This is a genomic window from Polymorphobacter megasporae (assembly GCF_018982885.2).
GTDB lineage: Bacteria > Pseudomonadota > Alphaproteobacteria > Sphingomonadales > Sphingomonadaceae > Polymorphobacter_B > Polymorphobacter_B megasporae.
This window is the reverse complement of sequence record NZ_CP081848.1, coordinates 3,867,501-3,882,286: the sequence shown is the minus strand read 5'-3', so window position 1 is coordinate 3,882,286 and position 14,786 is coordinate 3,867,501. Positions and strand designations below refer to the sequence as shown.

Sequence of the window (14,786 nt, the reverse complement as noted above, 5' to 3'; positions counted from 1 at the left end):
GCTCACAGGTCGATCGTCCCGGTGAAACTGGTCACGGCAGGCCCTGCCAGCGTCACCTCCGCGCCGTGCCACTCCACCGTGAGATCGCCGCCCGGCAGCGTCACCATGACTCGCGGATCGACCAGCCCGCGCCGCATCGCCGCGACCGCGCACGCCACCGCACCAGTGCCGCACGCCAGCGTCAATCCGGCGCCGCGCTCCCACACCCTGAGCACGATATGGCCCCGGTCGACGACATGCGCGACGCCGACGTTGACGCGCTCGGGGAACAGCGCGTCATGCTCGATCAGAGGGCCGAGGTCGGCGAGCGGCACCGCGTTCGCGTCGGCGACGAAGAAGACGATGTGCGGGTTGCCGACGTTGACCGCCTGCCCGTGTTCGAGGCTGTCCCACGCCACCGGCACGTCGCGCGTGTCGACCGCATAGGCGAGCGGGATCGCGTCCCAGTCGAATTGCGGCGGCGGGTAAGTCACGCTCGCACTCCCCGCGGTCGAAGTCGCATCGAGGATGCCGCCTGCGGTCGCAATCGTCGCGCTCGTTCCGAGCAGCGTCGCGACACAGCGCGCGGCGTTGCCGCAGGCTTCGACCTCGCCGCCGTCGCCGTTCCAGATCCGCATCAGTGCGGTGGCGACGGTGCTCGGCTCGATCACGATCAGCTGGTCACAGCCGATCCCGGTGTGGCGATCGGCGACCGCGACGACCTGCGCGGGGGTCAGCGCCAGCGGCTGGCTCCGCGCGTCGAACACGACGAAGTCGTTGCCGAGGCCGTGCATCTTGATGAAAGGGCGGAGCATCGCCCGCGATGTAGCGGCTCGGGTGCAACCATGCCAGCCGTGGGGATCATGGTTGATCGTTACGCACCCATAAGATATAGAGTACGGCAGCGACGGGGGTACGTTGCGGGGGGCTGCACGATGAAGATGCTATTCGCACTGGCCGTGGCGCTTGCCGTCGCGTCGCCTGCCACCGCCGGCTATCATTACACCACCGTCGATGGCCCGAGCAGTGCGTCGCTCCTCGGCACCGTCGTCACCTCGATCAACGACGCCGGCCTCGCCGCTGGGTATTACGTCAATGACGACGGCGTCGGCGGCCCGGGCAATTACACCGCCTTCACCGTCAACAAGGACGGCAGCGGTTTCAACAGCTTCAGCCGCCCCGGCTACGCCCAGACCGGCGCGGCGGGGATCGACAACGCCGGCGACGTCACCGGCGTTTCGGTCACGTCGCTCGGCCACGGGACGGGCTTCGTCCGCTCGGGCGCCGACGGCAGCTATGCCGATATCGACCCCAACCTCGACCCGACCTTTGGCGTCACCTCGCTGTATTCGGAGGCGATCGGCCTAAACAACCTCGGCGCGGTGACCGGCTATTACACCACCGACCCCGCCGCGACGGTCGGCACGCTCGCGCAATACGCGCACGGCTTCATCGAGTTCGGCGGGGTCTACACCGCGGTCGATGTAGATCCGCTCGACGGCTACGGCACGCAGGTGACGTCGATCAACGACCTCGGCCTGTTCACCGGGACATACCTCGACAACAGCGCCGACCATTTCAGCCACCCGTTCCTCGGCGTGTTCGCCCCGGGTGCCGGTGCCGCGATCATCGCCCTCGACACCGACCCATTCGGCGCGCCGTCGTCGTCGATCGGCAACATCACCGACAATTTCTACTCGACGTATAACTCGCTCTATCCATGCGCGTGCAGCCCGACCGGGTTCGCCTCGGCGGCGTATGTCCTCGACGTGGCCTTCGGCGGCTACGAGCCGATCGCGGTTCCCGGCGCGTTCTTCACCAACGTCTTCGGCATCAACCAGTCGACCGATGTCACCGGCTATTATCTCGACCCGACCGGGCTCCACGGCTTCGTCGCCTCGTGGGTCCCTGAGCCGGCGAGCTGGCTGATGATGATCGCCGGTTTCGGCCTGACCGGTGTCATGCTGCGGCGGCGCGAGCGCGGTTTCGCGCAGGGGTTCGTCGCACGGGGCTAGGCCGGAACGCCGCCAGCCTCTATATCGGCGGCATGTCACCGGAGCACAGAGTATGAGCGTTAGGCCTTGGCGCGATATCGCGCGTCGCCAGTCGCGCCAGATCATGGTCGGCAACGTCCCCGTCGGCGGCGGCGCGCCGATCACCGTCCAGACGATGACCAACACCCCGACCGAGGACGCCAAGGCGACGATCGAGCAGATCCGCCAGTGCGTCGAGGTCGGTGCCGACCTCGTTCGCGTCAGCTGCCCCGACGTCGAATCGACCGCGGCGATGCGCGAGATCGTCCGCGCGTCGAAGGTGCCGATCATCGCGGACATCCATTTCCACTATAAGCGCGCGCTCGAAGCCGCCGACGCCGGCGCCGCTTGCCTGCGGATCAACCCCGGCAACATCGGCTCGCCCGAGCGCGTCCGCGAAGTCGTCCGCGCCGCCAAGGCCAACGGCTGCTCGATGCGGATCGGCGTCAACGCCGGATCGCTCGATCGCCACCTCCTCGAGAAATACGGCGAGCCGTGCCCCGAGGCGCTCGTCGAATCGGCATTGGAGCACGCCAAGCTGCTCGAGGACGCCGACTTCCGCGAGTTCAAGATCAGCGTGAAGGCGTCCGACGTCTTCCTCGCGGTCGCCGCGTACAACGGGCTGGCGGAGGCGTGCGACTATCCGCTCCACCTCGGCATCACCGAGGCCGGCGGCTTGCAGGGCGGCACGGTGAAGTCGTCGATCGGCCTCGGCATGCTGCTGTGGGCCGGCATCGGCGACACGATCCGCGTCTCGCTGTCGGCCGACCCGGTCGAGGAGGTCAAGGTCGGCTACCACATGCTCAAGTCGCTCGGCATCCGTGCCCGCGGCGTCCGCGTCGTCAGCTGCCCGAGCTGCGCCCGTCAGGGCTTCGACGTCGTCAAGACCGTCGAACGCCTCGAAGCCGCGCTCGCCCACGTCACCACCGAATTGTCGCTCAGCGTCCTGGGCTGCGTCGTCAACGGCCCAGGCGAAGCGCGCGAAACCGACATCGGCATCACCGGCGGCGGCAACGGCAAGCACATGGTCTTCCTGTCGGGCGTCACGAGCCACCACATCGACGAACCCGCGATGGTCGACCACATCGTCGGACTGGTCGAGAAGAAGGCGGCTGAGATCGAGGCGGCGAAAGCGGCGAAGCTCTTGGCAGAAGCAGGACTGCTGGTCGCTGCGGAGTAGACGGGCAGGGGGGACGACATGCTGCAACCGACTCCGGCGGACGCCTTTGAGCTGTCGATAACGCGCGTGATCCCGGTGGCGCGCGCCACGCTCTACCGCTGCTGGACCGACCCAGCGCTGATCGTAAAGTGGTTCACCCCGCCACCGTTCACCACGGTCTCGGCGGAGATGGACGTCTGCCCCGGCGGCGCGAGCCTCATCGTCATGCGCGCCCCCGACGGCACCGACTATCCCAATCGTGGGCAGTATCTCGACGTCATCCCCGACCGCCGCCTCGTCTTTACCGACGCCTATACCGGCGACTGGCAGCCGTCTGCCAAGCCGTTCATGACCGGCATCCTGACTTTCGACGACGAGGGGGAGGGCACCCGCTACACCGCGGTCGTCCGCCACTGGACCGCCGCAGACCGCGACGCGCATGTCGCGATGGGGTTCGAGACTGGCTGGGGCATCGCGACCGACCAGCTTGCTGCGCTCGCAGCGACACTGTGAGCATCCGTCCCGCCACCCCTGCCGACGTCCCCGCGATCCTCCAGTTGATCATCGATCTCGCGGTGTACGAGCGCGAGCCCGATGCGGTGAAGGCGACCGTTACCGGGCTCACCGAGTCGCTGTTCGGCGCGGCCCCGACCGTCGAGGCGATCGTTGCCGAGCACGACGGCGCCGTCGCCGGCATGGCGCTTTTCTTCACTAATTATTCGACGTGGTCGGGCAAGAACGGGCTCTACCTCGAGGACCTGTACGTGACGCCGGAGGCACGCGGGTCCGGGCTTGGCAAGGCGCTGCTACAGCGGCTCGCGGCGATTGCGGTCGAGCGGGGGTATGCGCGGGTCGAGTGGTCGGTGCTCGACTGGAACGCGCCGGCGATCGGCTTCTACCGCTCGATCGGCGCGGTCCCGAAGGACGAGTGGACGGTCTACCGGCTGGACGGCGATGCGCTGGCGCGACTTGGGGGCGATGCGCTGGCGCGACCTGGGGACGATACGCTCGCGGCGCTGGGCACCACGCCGGCATGAACCCGTGGGCGGCGCTCGTCATCGGCGGGCTGTGCGAAGTCGGGTTCACCACGTCGCTGCGCTACGTCGACGGCTTCCGCAACGTGCCGTGGGTCGCGGCCTTCCTCGTCGCGGTGACGTGCAGCATGGGGCTGCTCGAATACGCCGGGCGGTCGATCCCGCTCGGGACGGCGTATGCGGTGTGGGCGGGGATCGGCGCGGCGGGGACGGCGCTGGTCGGCATCGCGGTCTACGGCGACCCAGCGAGCGTGCCGCGCCTGCTCCTGCTGACCGGGCTGATCGGCTGCATCGTCGGCCTCAAGGCGCTGGCATAGGCGCTCGCCCGACCTTGACAAATCGTGTGGATTAGGTTAATCGTCCGCATGAGATCAAACCCAAATCCTACAGATTATCCGTCGCGAGCCGCCGCAGCACTTTCTGCACGCGATTGCGCGGCTGCGCGCCCGGAAGCGACCGACACCGGCGTCGTCGCGGAGGGCACGCGTTTCATCGCGACGTGGCGTCAACTTCGTCAACTTCCAGCCGCCGCGGGGCGGAGATGGAAGACGAAACAACACACGCTTTTGTGTGAACTTATTTTGAACTTCCCAAACTGGTACAAAGTGACAGCGACGGCGAGTTCGCCTATCTGCCCCCATCATGGCTGACAAAGTACAACGGGTCCGGGGAACGCAGGACCTTTATGGCGACGACATCGCGCGGTTCGACACCGTCGTCGACGCGTTCAACCGGGTCCGCAAGCTGTACGGCTTCCGCCGCGTCGATGTGCCGATCTTCGAATTCACCAGCGTCTTCGCGCGATCGTTGGGTGAGACGACCGACGTCGTGTCGAAGGAGATGTACAGCTTCAAGGATCGCGGCGACGAATCGCTGACGCTTCGCCCCGAATTCACCGCCGGGATCTGCCGCGCGTACATCTCGAACGGCTGGCAGCAGTTCGCGCCGATGAAGCTCGCCGCGCACGGGCCGCTGTTCCGCTACGAACGCCCGCAAAAGGGGCGCTACCGCCAGTTCCACCAGCTCGACGCCGAGATCATCGGCGCGGGGGAGCCCGCCGCCGACGTCGAGCTGATCACGATGGGGGCGCAGTTGCTCGGCGAACTGGGCATCGCCGACAAGGTCACGCTCCAGCTCAACACCCTCGGCGACGCCGAGACGCGGCACGCGTGGCGCGCGGCCCTGGTCGCGCACTTCCGCGCCAACGCCGACGCCCTGTCGCGCGAAAGCGTCGAACGGCTCGAGAAGAACCCGCTGCGAATCCTCGACAGCAAGGATGCGGGGGACCGCGAGTTGGTCGCCACCGCGCCGGGCATCGACGCGCACATGACGAGCGAGGCGGGGGCGTTCTTCGAGGCGGTGCAGAAGGGTCTGCAGGCGGCGGGGGTCGCGTTCGAGCGCGCGCCGGCGCTGGTCCGGGGGTTCGATTATTACCGGCATACGGCGTTCGAGTTCGTGACGGACCATTTGGGGGCGCAGGGGACGGTGATCGGCGGCGGGCGGTATGACGGGCTGATCGAGACGATGGGCGGGCCGCATACGCCGGCGGTTGGTTGGGCGGCGGGGATCGAGCGGCTGGCTATGCTGGTGGCGAAGCCGGTGGGGGAGGGTCCGATGATCGCCGTTATTCCCGACAGCCCTGCGCTTGAGGAAGAAGCAACTGGCCTTGCCTTCCGGTTGCGGCGCGAAGGTTTTCGGACCGTCATCGCCTATCGCGGAAACGCAAAGCGTCACGCCGAAGTTGCCCGTCGAGAGGGGGCGGACGCGGCGGTATATGTTCGCGAACCGAGTGCGCCGCATCTTACTCGCTACCACCTGACGCAGCTTCGGCCCGACCCTGATCGCGAATTTATGAGCAAGGTGCTCCATGCCGTCGGGTCGGGCCAGGGCGGCTTATCAGGCGAGGGACCTGCTTTGTGAGCCGGAAATCTTCATACATCGTCATCCCCGCGAAGGCGGGGACCCATTTCCCAGAGACTAGTCGGTGTTGCCCACCGCGGCGCGACGGGCGTCGCCTCACTAATTCCGCTTCGGGAAAATGGGTCCCCGCCTTCGCGGGGATGACGATACTGGGTGTGGGCGGCGCTTTATCTTCAACAAAAACCGGGCGCGCGGCATGATCTCCATCCCCCCCGAGCGCATCGCGCAGATCGAACGCCGCCACGCCGACCTCGCCGCGCAGATGGGCAATCCCGACCTCCCCTCGGACAAGTTCGTCGCGCTGTCGAAGGACTATGCCGAACTCACCCCCGTCGTCGTCGCGGCGGCGGAGGTGCGGCGGTTGCGGGACGAGGCGGCGGGGTTGGAGGCGATGCTCGCCGACCCCGAGATGCGCGAGATGGCCGAGGCCGAGGCGGCCGAGATCGCCGAGGCGCTGCCGCTCGCCGAACGCGCGCTGGCGCTCAAGCTGCTGCCGCGCGACACCGCCGACGACCGCCCGGCGATGCTCGAACTCCGCCCCGGGACCGGCGGTGACGAGGCGGCATTGTTCGTCGGCGACCTGTGGCGGATGTACCAGCGCTACGCCGACAGCCGCGGCTGGCGGGTCGAACTGATCTCCGCCAGCGCGGGCGAAATGGGCGGGTACAAGGAGATCATCGCCAGCGTCACCGGCGCGCAGGTCTTCGCGCGGTTGAAGTTCGAATCCGGCGTCCACCGCGTCCAGCGCGTCCCCGCGACCGAGACGCAGGGGCGCATCCACACGTCGGCGGCGACGGTGGCGGTGCTCCCCGAGGCCGAGGAGGTCGACGTCCAGATCGCCGACAAGGACCTGCGGATTGATGTCTATCGCTCGTCGGGCCCTGGCGGCCAGTCGGTCAACACGACCGACTCGGCGGTGCGGATCACCCACATCCCGTCGGGGCTCGTCGTCATCCAGCAGGACGAGAAATCGCAGCACAAGAACAAGGCAAAGGCGTTGCGCGTGCTGCGAACCCGGCTGTACGAGCTCGAACGCGCCAAGATCCACGACGCGCGGGCCGCCGATCGCAAGTCGATGGTCGGGTCGGGCGACCGGTCGGAGCGCATCCGGACGTATAATTTCCCGCAGGGTCGGGTGACCGATCACCGGATCAACCTGACGCTCCACCGCCTGCCCGAGATCATCGAGGGGTCGATGGACGAGTTGATCGGGGCGTTGATCGCCGAGGATGAGGCGACGCGGCTGGCGGCGCTGAATGACTGAGGCACACCCTCCCTCTCCCCTCGAGGGAGAGGGACAGGCGTACTTGCGCAAGGGTGAGGGTGCGGGTGGTATTTCGGGAGGCACTCACCCTCACCCTGGTCGCCAAGGGGCGACCTGTCCCTCTCCCTCGAGGGGAGAGGGAAGGGCGGTTGCTCGATGAACGCCGACGCCGCACTCCGCGCCGCGGCCAAGCGGATCGACCGGCTCGATGCGGAGGTGCTCCTCGCTTATGTCGCCGGGGTCCCGCGTCTGAAGCTGCTGATGTCGCCGTGGCGGACGATCGACACCGAGGCGTTCGATCGCCTCGTCGACCGACGAGCAACGGGCGAGCCGGTCGCCTATATCACCGGGCGTCGCGAATTCTGGTCGTTGGTCCTGCAGGTGACCCCCGACGTCCTGATTCCGCGTCCCGATTCGGAGACGCTGGTCGAGGCCGCGCTCGACCATTTCGCCGCGACGCCGGGGCCGGGCAGGGTGCTCGATCTCGGCACCGGGTCCGGGGCGCTGCTGCTGTCCGCGCTGACCGAATGGCCGGCGGCGCGTGGGGTCGGGGTCGATACCTCGGAGGGCGCGCTGCGGATCGCGACGGCGAACGCGGTGACCGCCGGCGTCGACGAGCGCGCGGAATTCGTCCACGGCGGCTGGGACGCGGCGGCGGGGGCGTTCGACCTCGTGCTGTGCAACCCGCCGTACATCGCGACCGGCGAAATCCTGCCGCGCGATGTCGTCGAGTGGGAACCCGCGACCGCGCTGTTCGCCGGGGCCGATGGACTCGACGACTACCGCGTGCTCGCACCGCTGCTCGGGGCGTATATTGCGCCGGGCGGCGTCGGCTGCATCGAGATCGGCTCGACGCAGGCCGACACGGTGACGGCGCTGTTCGCCGCGCAGGGGCTGAGCGTCGAATTGCGCCATGATCTCGCGGGGTTGCCGCGCTGCCTCGTGGTCACCAAATAGCGCTTGGAGCAGCGGTGGTTTACCGCTAGACGGGTGATAAGCGTGGTCGACCGGACACGGCTCCCCGCTTCTGACTTCCTTGCTGCGATGTGCGCCAACGATCGGCTCGCCCCCGGCGGATAAGCAGACCCTTCCGTTGATGCATGCCGCACGGGGATCGAATCGTTGATCAGAAACAATAACCAGAACGGTCGTCGCCGCGGGCGTGGCGGTGCGCGTCCGCCGCAGGCCGGTGGCGGTCCGTCGGGCAATTATGGCAACAACAACGGCGGCGGCAGCCGGATCGACGTCCGCCAGCGCGGTAATGCGACTCAGTTGCTCGAGAAGTATAAGGCGATGGCGCGCGACGCGACGCAGAACGGCGACCGCGTCCAGGCTGAATTCTACATGCAGTACGCCGACCATTATTATCGCGTGCTCAACGAATTCCGTGCCCGCGACCCGCAGCCCGCGCCGCGCCAGAATTACGACGAGGACGACGGCTTCGACAACATGGGCGGCGTCGGCCAGAATTATGCGCAGCCGCAGTCCGGATCGTATGCCGATGACGGCGACGATGAGGACGAGGGTGACGATGCGCGCCAGGCCGCAGCGCAACCCGAACGCGCGAACTACGACCGCCAGAACGCCGACCGCCAGGGCGGTGACCGGCAGAATTATAACCGGAATGCGAACGGCAGCGCGAATGGCAACGGTGCGAGTGCGCCGCAGCAGCGCGCATACAACGGCCAGCGTGACGGCCAGCAGCAGCGCGAGGGGAACCAGCAGCGCGACGGTCAGCAGTCGCGTGAGAATAATCAGCAGCGCGATGGGCAGCAGTCGCGTGAGAGCAATCAGCAGCGTGATGGCCAGCAGCCGCGCGAGACCTATCAGTCGCGTGATGGCCAGCAGCGCGAAGGTTATCAGCAGCGCGACAATAGTCAGCGTGACAATAGTCAGCGTGACAGCGGGCAGCGCGAAAACGGGCAGCGCGCCAGCAGCAACCGCGATGCCGAACCCCGTGAGACGCAGGCGGTCGAGCCACGTGAGGCGCAGCCGGCCGAAGCGCGTGAACCGGGTCGCGCCGATCGCGTCCGTGGCTCGGCCCGCCACACGCCCGAGGCTGGTTCGGCAGCGACCGAGCCGCGTGTAGCTGAGGTGACGCCGACGTTGCCGTTCGAGCAGCGCCCGGTCGAGAACATGATCGCCGGTCTTCCCGGTCCGGCGACGATCGCCCCCGCGGTGCCCGTCGAAGCGACGCCAGCAGTCGCAACTTCTGCCGTCGATACAGACAGCGTTGTCGAGCCGGTTCGCCGCCCGCGCGGTCGTCCGCGCAAAGTCGTCGCTCCGGTCGAAACGTCCGCAGTCGAGGATGTCGCCGACGCCTGACCCCAAAGCTGGCTTCGACGCCGCGCTCGCTGCCGGTTTCGACCGTGCGTGGGCGCTGCTCGCAGCGGCGCCGGGCGACCCGGGATCAGGGCTGCGGCTGCCGGTGGTCGCGACCGCGTATGCCGGTGAGTCCGATGCTCGGGTGATGGTCGTACGCGCGGTCGATCGCGCGGCGCATTGCCTGACCGTCTACACCGATAGTCGCGCAGCGAAGGTCGCCGTCCTCGTCGCCGCGCCACGCGTCGCCGTCACCGGCTACGACACGCCGACCCGGCTCCAGCTTCGTCTCCACGGTGCGGCAACGATCGCAACCACCGGGAACGCCGTCGATGCGGCGTGGGCAGCGCTGACGGCGGGCGGTCGCACCGCGTATCAGAGCATCCAGCCCCCCGGCACGCCGGTCGCGCAGCCACAAGCGTCACCGGTTCCACCGCCCGATGATGGCCGCGCGAACTTCGCTGTCGTGACGATCGTCCTCGACCGCTTCGAGTGGCTCGACCTCGCGGTTCCCGGGCACCGGCGCGCGATCCATATCCGCGACGGCGTAGACTGGCGCGGGACTTGGCTCGTCCCCTGAGTTAACCGACCGTTGCAATCCTGCCACGTTTCGCGACGATCGGCGCTGTCACAAAGTTGCAATATCGAAGTCGCCGAAGTGTCATGGCCCGCGTCTAGGCCCCGCTCATCCAATGAGCACAGGGGACTTCGTGAACATGACGACGACCAAGTGGGGCTTCGCGCTCCTCGCCGCGACCGCGATGACGACGATGGTGTCCGCGCCGCTGCACGCGCAGACCGCCGAAGCGACCGCATCGCCCGAAGAAGCGGCTGCCCAGCTCGAATTCCTCAAGGCGCAGGTCGATGCCCTCCAGGCGCAGCTCGACGCCGTCAAGAAGTCGGCCGGGATCAACACCCCGTCATGGTCGGGCGGCATGCCCCAGCTGTCGAACTCCGACGGCTACAAGTTCAAGGTCAGCGGCGAGCTGCAGTTCGACGCCGGCCAGGTCGGCAACCCCGGGCCGAACAAGATCGTCACCAACAACCTCGGCTATAACGCGCGTTCGCGCCGCCTGCTGATCGGTGCCTCGGGCGCGCTGCCCGGCGATTTCTCGTATAACTTCCAGTTCAACCTCGCCGAAGGCGTCGTCGACTATGAAGACCTGATCTTCGAATACGCGCCGCACAAGACGCCGTTCACCTTCACCGTCGGTTACTTCTACCCGTTCAGCTCCATGGAAAACATGATGAGCAACCGCTTCACCTCGTTCACCGAGCGGGCGCAGTTGAACGACGCGACGGGCAACGGCCGCCGCCTCGGCCTCGCGGCAACCTACGCCGACAAGGCCGGCGACTTCCGCATCCAGGTCGGTGCGTTCGGCGAAGGCATCAACGGCAACACCGCCCTGACCTACACCGGCACCTCGACGTCGGTGCTCAACGCTCCCGCCGGGACCGTCGCGACGACGACCACTGTCGCCACGAACAACAACGGCCTGTACGATCGGACCGGTTACCAGTTCTCGGCACGCACGGTCTACTCGCCGCAGATCTGGGGCGGCCAGCTCCACCTCGGCGCGAGCGCGCAGTATCGCCGCTTCCGTCAGGACGCGCAGGGCATCCAGTATCGCGCCCGTCCGTTCACCCAGACGACCGATCAGCGCTTCGTCGGCACCGGCAACATCGCGTCGAAGGGCGACCAGATCTACGGCATCGAAGCGATGTTCATCGAAGGTCCGTTCCACGCGGCGGGTGAAGCCCAGTACGTCAACGTCGACGGCTATCGCCCCGGCACCGTCGTCGTCAGCCCGAAGGTTCTCAGCGGCACGCTGTATCCGCAGGATGCGCACTTCATCACCGGCTACGGCGAAGCGGGCTTCTGGCTCACCGGCGAGACCCGCGGCTACAAGAACGGCAAGGTCGACCGGACCAAGATCCTCAACCCGGTCAGCGCAGGCGGCCTCGGCGGCGTGCAGATCGTCGGTCGCGTCGATTACCTCGACCTGACCGATGCGGTCGGCAACACCGCGGCGAACAGCCTTGGGCTGATCAACGGCGGCAAGCAGATCGGCTACCTCGGCGCGATCAACTACTGGCCGATCGACTATGTCCGCTTCACCGCCGAGTATGCGCGTGCGGAAGTCACTGGCGGATCGTTTGCCGCGACCGTCGTCCCGACCAGCACGGCGAACCCGTCGCAGCGCAAGTACGGCACCGACACCTTCCTGTTCCGCGCGCAGATCGACTTCTAAGCGCATCCAGCAATATCGAACGGGGCGGTCCGGCAACGGACCGCCCCGTTTCGTTTCACCTCGTGGGGCGCCCAGTGGCCCCAAGACGGCCCGGGCTGCGTCGAGCTTAGCGCCGCTTCGAGGTCGGATCGATGACCTCGTCGTCGTGGCCGCTGTTCGCGCTGACGAACACCAGCCCCATCAGCGCGCCGGCGAGCAGCAGCGACACGCCGATGCCGAGTCCGAGCGCGAGCATGAACTGCCAGTGGAGAACGACGCCGTCGCGGTGGAGAATCCATAGCGCGCCCGCGATCGCGATGGCCGCGATCGTCACCATGAACGCCATCAGCCGGCGGAAGCGCCGCCAGTGATCGATTCTCACGGGGATGACGTCGTTCATCGTCTTTCCTTTCGGCCCGATTCGGCAGACACTCTGTCGGCGTGAAGCGGATATGGGGGCAACCCGGACGCTGCGCATCCTTGGGACGGAGTTGGCGCGATGTCGATCGGATCGATTCTCACCGGCAAGAAACCGCTTATCAGCGTTGCGACCGCGACTCCGATTCGCGAGATCGCCGCACTGCTATTTGAAAACCGAATCGGGGCGGTGCTCGTCGTCGAGGATGACGCGATCCTCGGTATCGTCTCCGAACGCGATATCGTCGCCGGCCTTCATGTCCACGGCCCCGCCATCCTTGAGACGACTGCAGGCGCAGTGATGACTTCCCCCGTGGTGACCGCGACACCGCGCACAACTGTCGTCGCTGCCATGGAGGTGATGACCAATCGCCGAATCCGCCACCTGCCGATCGTCTTGGACGGCGAGCTGCTCGGGCTTGTGTCGATCGGCGACCTAGTCAAGCGGCGGATTGATGACGCCGAACACGAGGCGAGTGCTCTCAAGGAGTACATCACGACCGCGTGAGGGGGATTCCGAGGCGTCTCACGCGGGTCCTGAGGGGCAGGGACAGGCGAAAGCGCACTTTTTTGCGCTGCAGCGAAGAAAGTTCTTGCCAGCCCTGAGGTCCGCGCCTAGATGACCACTCCCGGTTGACGGGCGGTTCGGGGCTTCCCCGGGCGCCGGTTTTCCCAGACAGCGATGACGGCTCGAGCGGCCTTTTACAGGCCAGGTTGAACGTCGCCGCCGCACTGAAACGGGTTTTCGCCTTTCGGTTTCAATCGAAAGCAACGAAAAAAAGAAGTTGACGGGGTTTGAGACACGGCCCATAAGCCGCCCCCGACGCCGAAGCGAACCACTGGGTTCTCCTTCGGGTCTCGGAAAAATTCAAGGCCGCTCGGCACCCCATCAAACGGGGAACTGAGTGGTGTCGCTCTTTCTCATTGTAGGTTGAATGAAGGGACATGTGGGCGGCGGTCCATGGCTCCGAGCGTACAAGGGCTCGGGTGTCATGGTTAAAACACGCCTCCTATATGTCTACCACAATGCACTACCGACTTTCGGGTCGGAATTGTCAGACTGGTTTTGCAGATTAGGACGCTCCTTGAACGGGGTGTCGTTGGCAGCGCGGCTTTCGGGCAGCGTTGGTGGCGATATTTCGGACATGAACTTGAGAGTTTGATCCTGGCTCAGAACGAACGCTGGCGGCATGCCTAACACATGCAAGTCGAACGAGACCTTCGGGTCTAGTGGCGCACGGGTGCGTAACGCGTGGGAATCTGCCCTTAGGTACGGAATAACAGTGAGAAATTACTGCTAATACCGTATGATGTCTTCGGACCAAAGATTTATCGCCTAGGGATGAGCCCGCGTTGGATTAGCTAGTTGGTGGGGTAAAGGCCTACCAAGGCGACGATCCATAGCTGGTCTGAGAGGATGATCAGCCACACTGGGACTGAGACACGGCCCAGACTCCTACGGGAGGCAGCAGTGGGGAATATTGGACAATGGGCGAAAGCCTGATCCAGCAATGCCGCGTGAGTGAAGAAGGCCTTAGGGTTGTAAAGCTCTTTTACCCGGGAAGATAATGACTGTACCGGGAGAATAAGCCCCGGCTAACTCCGTGCCAGCAGCCGCGGTAATACGGAGGGGGCTAGCGTTGTTCGGAATTACTGGGCGTAAAGCGTCCGTAGGCGGCTTTCCAAGTCAGAGGTGAAATCCCACGACTCAATCGTGGAACTGCCTTTGAGACTGGTTCGCTTGAAGATGGGAGAGGTTAGTGGAATTCCGAGTGTAGAGGTGAAATTCGTAGATATTCGGAAGAACACCAGTGGCGAAGGCGGCTAACTGGACCATTCTTGACGCTGAGGGACGAAAGCGTGGGGAGCAAACAGGATTAGATACCCTGGTAGTCCACGCCGTAAACGATGAGAACTAGCTGTCGGGGCTCTTAGAGCTTCGGTGGCGCAGCTAACGCATTAAGTTCTCCGCCTGGGGAGTACGGCCGCAAGGTTAAAACTCAAAGGAATTGACGGGGGCCTGCACAAGCGGTGGAGCATGTGGTTTAATTCGAAGCAACGCGCAGAACCTTACCAGCGTTTGACATGGCAGGGCGATTTCCAGAGATGGACTTCTTCTCGTAAGAGACCTGCACACAGGTGCTGCATGGCTGTCGTCAGCTCGTGTCGTGAGATGTTGGGTTAAGTCCCGCAACGAGCGCAACCCTCGTCTTTAGTTGCCATCATTTAGTTGGGCACTCTAAAGAAACCGCCGGTGATAAGCCGGAGGAAGGTGGGGATGACGTCAAGTCCTCATGGCCCTTACACGCTGGGCTACACACGTGCTACAATGGCGGTGACAGTGGGCTGCAAACCAGCAATGGTGAGCTAATCTCCAAAAGCCGTCTCAGTTCGGATTGTTCTCTGCAACTCGAGAGCATGAAGGTG

The 14,786-nt window shown here is 65.7% G+C and carries 14 protein-coding genes and 1 rRNA gene (1 of these 15 only partly in view); 13 read left to right on the top strand and 2 right to left on the bottom strand.

From position 1 onward, the window contains the following. Positions 1-2 precede the first annotated feature (2 nt). The gene (gene dapF / locus KTC28_RS18080; RefSeq protein ID WP_216709108.1) at positions 3-794 is read right to left on the bottom strand and encodes a diaminopimelate epimerase; all 792 of its coding nucleotides are present in this window, start codon (positions 792-794) and stop codon (positions 3-5) included. A gap of 120 nt (positions 795-914) precedes the next feature. Between dapF and KTC28_RS18075 the strand changes: the two genes are divergently transcribed. The 11 genes from KTC28_RS18075 to KTC28_RS18025 all read left to right on the top strand — a co-directional run bounded on the left by KTC28_RS18075 (position 915) and on the right by KTC28_RS18025 (position 11,963). Next, positions 915-1,994 carry a PEPxxWA-CTERM sorting domain-containing protein gene (locus KTC28_RS18075; RefSeq protein WP_255602145.1) on the top strand — a complete coding sequence of 360 codons (1,080 nt, stop codon included), beginning with the start codon at positions 915-917 and terminating at the stop codon, positions 1,992-1,994. A 52-nt stretch (positions 1,995-2,046) separates the two neighbouring features. After that, positions 2,047-3,192, top strand: coding sequence for a flavodoxin-dependent (E)-4-hydroxy-3-methylbut-2-enyl-diphosphate synthase (gene ispG, locus KTC28_RS18070; protein ID WP_216709109.1), 1,146 nt, complete (start codon positions 2,047-2,049; stop codon positions 3,190-3,192). Between the two features lie 18 nt (positions 3,193-3,210). Beyond that, entirely contained in the window at positions 3,211-3,684 is a 474-nt protein-coding gene (locus tag KTC28_RS18065; RefSeq protein ID WP_216709110.1) for an SRPBCC family protein, read from the top strand. Continuing rightward, positions 3,681-4,208, top strand: coding sequence for a GNAT family N-acetyltransferase (locus tag KTC28_RS18060; protein ID WP_216709111.1), 528 nt, complete (start codon positions 3,681-3,683; stop codon positions 4,206-4,208). The genes KTC28_RS18065 and KTC28_RS18060 overlap by 4 nt, the downstream gene beginning before the upstream one ends. Next, the gene (locus KTC28_RS18055) at positions 4,205-4,522 is read left to right on the top strand and encodes a DMT family transporter (protein ID WP_216709112.1); all 318 of its coding nucleotides are present in this window, start codon (positions 4,205-4,207) and stop codon (positions 4,520-4,522) included. The genes KTC28_RS18060 and KTC28_RS18055 overlap by 4 nt, the downstream gene beginning before the upstream one ends. A gap of 325 nt (positions 4,523-4,847) precedes the next feature. Next, the gene (gene hisS, locus KTC28_RS18050; RefSeq protein WP_216709113.1) at positions 4,848-6,125 is read left to right on the top strand and encodes a histidine--tRNA ligase; all 1,278 of its coding nucleotides are present in this window, start codon (positions 4,848-4,850) and stop codon (positions 6,123-6,125) included. A 196-nt stretch (positions 6,126-6,321) separates the two neighbouring features. Next, positions 6,322-7,389, top strand: a complete 1,068-nt coding sequence (gene prfA / locus KTC28_RS18045; RefSeq protein WP_216709114.1) for a peptide chain release factor 1 — start codon at positions 6,322-6,324, stop codon at positions 7,387-7,389. Between the two features lie 156 nt (positions 7,390-7,545). After that, the gene (gene prmC, locus KTC28_RS18040; protein ID WP_216709115.1) at positions 7,546-8,346 is read left to right on the top strand and encodes a peptide chain release factor N(5)-glutamine methyltransferase; all 801 of its coding nucleotides are present in this window, start codon (positions 7,546-7,548) and stop codon (positions 8,344-8,346) included. Between the two features lie 165 nt (positions 8,347-8,511). Then, on the top strand, positions 8,512-9,714 hold the full coding sequence (locus KTC28_RS18035) for a DUF4167 domain-containing protein (protein ID WP_255602144.1): 1,203 nt from the start codon (positions 8,512-8,514) through the stop codon (positions 9,712-9,714). Beyond that, positions 9,698-10,291: a pyridoxamine 5'-phosphate oxidase family protein gene (locus KTC28_RS18030; RefSeq protein WP_216709116.1), complete on the top strand. Its 594-nt coding sequence runs from the start codon at positions 9,698-9,700 to the stop codon at positions 10,289-10,291. Before KTC28_RS18035 ends, KTC28_RS18030 begins: the two co-directional genes overlap by 17 nt. A 136-nt stretch (positions 10,292-10,427) precedes the next feature. Next, positions 10,428-11,963, top strand: coding sequence for an OprO/OprP family phosphate-selective porin (locus tag KTC28_RS18025; RefSeq protein ID WP_216709117.1), 1,536 nt, complete (start codon positions 10,428-10,430; stop codon positions 11,961-11,963). A gap of 106 nt (positions 11,964-12,069) precedes the next feature. Here KTC28_RS18025 and KTC28_RS18020 read toward each other — a convergent pair whose 3' ends face one another. Further along, complete coding sequence (locus KTC28_RS18020) at positions 12,070-12,342, bottom strand: hypothetical protein (protein ID WP_216709118.1); 273 nt, start codon at positions 12,340-12,342, stop codon at positions 12,070-12,072. Between the two features lie 99 nt (positions 12,343-12,441). Here KTC28_RS18020 and KTC28_RS18015 point away from each other — a divergent pair, with 99 nt between their 5' ends. Further along, positions 12,442-12,867 (top strand): CBS domain-containing protein, encoded by a 426-nt coding sequence (locus tag KTC28_RS18015; RefSeq protein WP_216709119.1) that lies wholly within the window; start codon positions 12,442-12,444, stop codon positions 12,865-12,867. 639 nt (positions 12,868-13,506) lie between these two features. Then, positions 13,507-14,786 (top strand): 16S ribosomal RNA (locus KTC28_RS18010); it runs 207 nt beyond the window's last position.

Bases quoted from the DNA above. Each gene is read 5' to 3' on its own strand.
- dapF (WP_216709108.1), bottom strand. From the start codon at position 794: ATGCTCCGCCCTTTCATCAAGATGCACGGCCTCGGCAACGACTTCGTC.
- KTC28_RS18075 (WP_255602145.1), top strand. From the start codon at position 915: ATGAAGATGCTATTCGCACTGGCCGTGGCGCTTGCCGTCGCGTCGCCT.
- ispG (WP_216709109.1), top strand. From the start codon at position 2,047: ATGAGCGTTAGGCCTTGGCGCGATATCGCGCGTCGCCAGTCGCGCCAG.
- KTC28_RS18065 (WP_216709110.1), top strand. From the start codon at position 3,211: ATGCTGCAACCGACTCCGGCGGACGCCTTTGAGCTGTCGATAACGCGC.
- KTC28_RS18055 (WP_216709112.1), top strand. From the start codon at position 4,205: ATGAACCCGTGGGCGGCGCTCGTCATCGGCGGGCTGTGCGAAGTCGGG.
- hisS (WP_216709113.1), top strand. From the start codon at position 4,848: ATGGCTGACAAAGTACAACGGGTCCGGGGAACGCAGGACCTTTATGGC.
- prfA (WP_216709114.1), top strand. From the start codon at position 6,322: ATGATCTCCATCCCCCCCGAGCGCATCGCGCAGATCGAACGCCGCCAC.
- prmC (WP_216709115.1), top strand. From the start codon at position 7,546: ATGAACGCCGACGCCGCACTCCGCGCCGCGGCCAAGCGGATCGACCGG.
- KTC28_RS18030 (WP_216709116.1), top strand. From the start codon at position 9,698: ATGTCGCCGACGCCTGACCCCAAAGCTGGCTTCGACGCCGCGCTCGCT.
- KTC28_RS18025 (WP_216709117.1), top strand. From the start codon at position 10,428: ATGACGACGACCAAGTGGGGCTTCGCGCTCCTCGCCGCGACCGCGATG.
- KTC28_RS18020 (WP_216709118.1), bottom strand. From the start codon at position 12,342: ATGAACGACGTCATCCCCGTGAGAATCGATCACTGGCGGCGCTTCCGC.
- KTC28_RS18015 (WP_216709119.1), top strand. From the start codon at position 12,442: ATGTCGATCGGATCGATTCTCACCGGCAAGAAACCGCTTATCAGCGTT.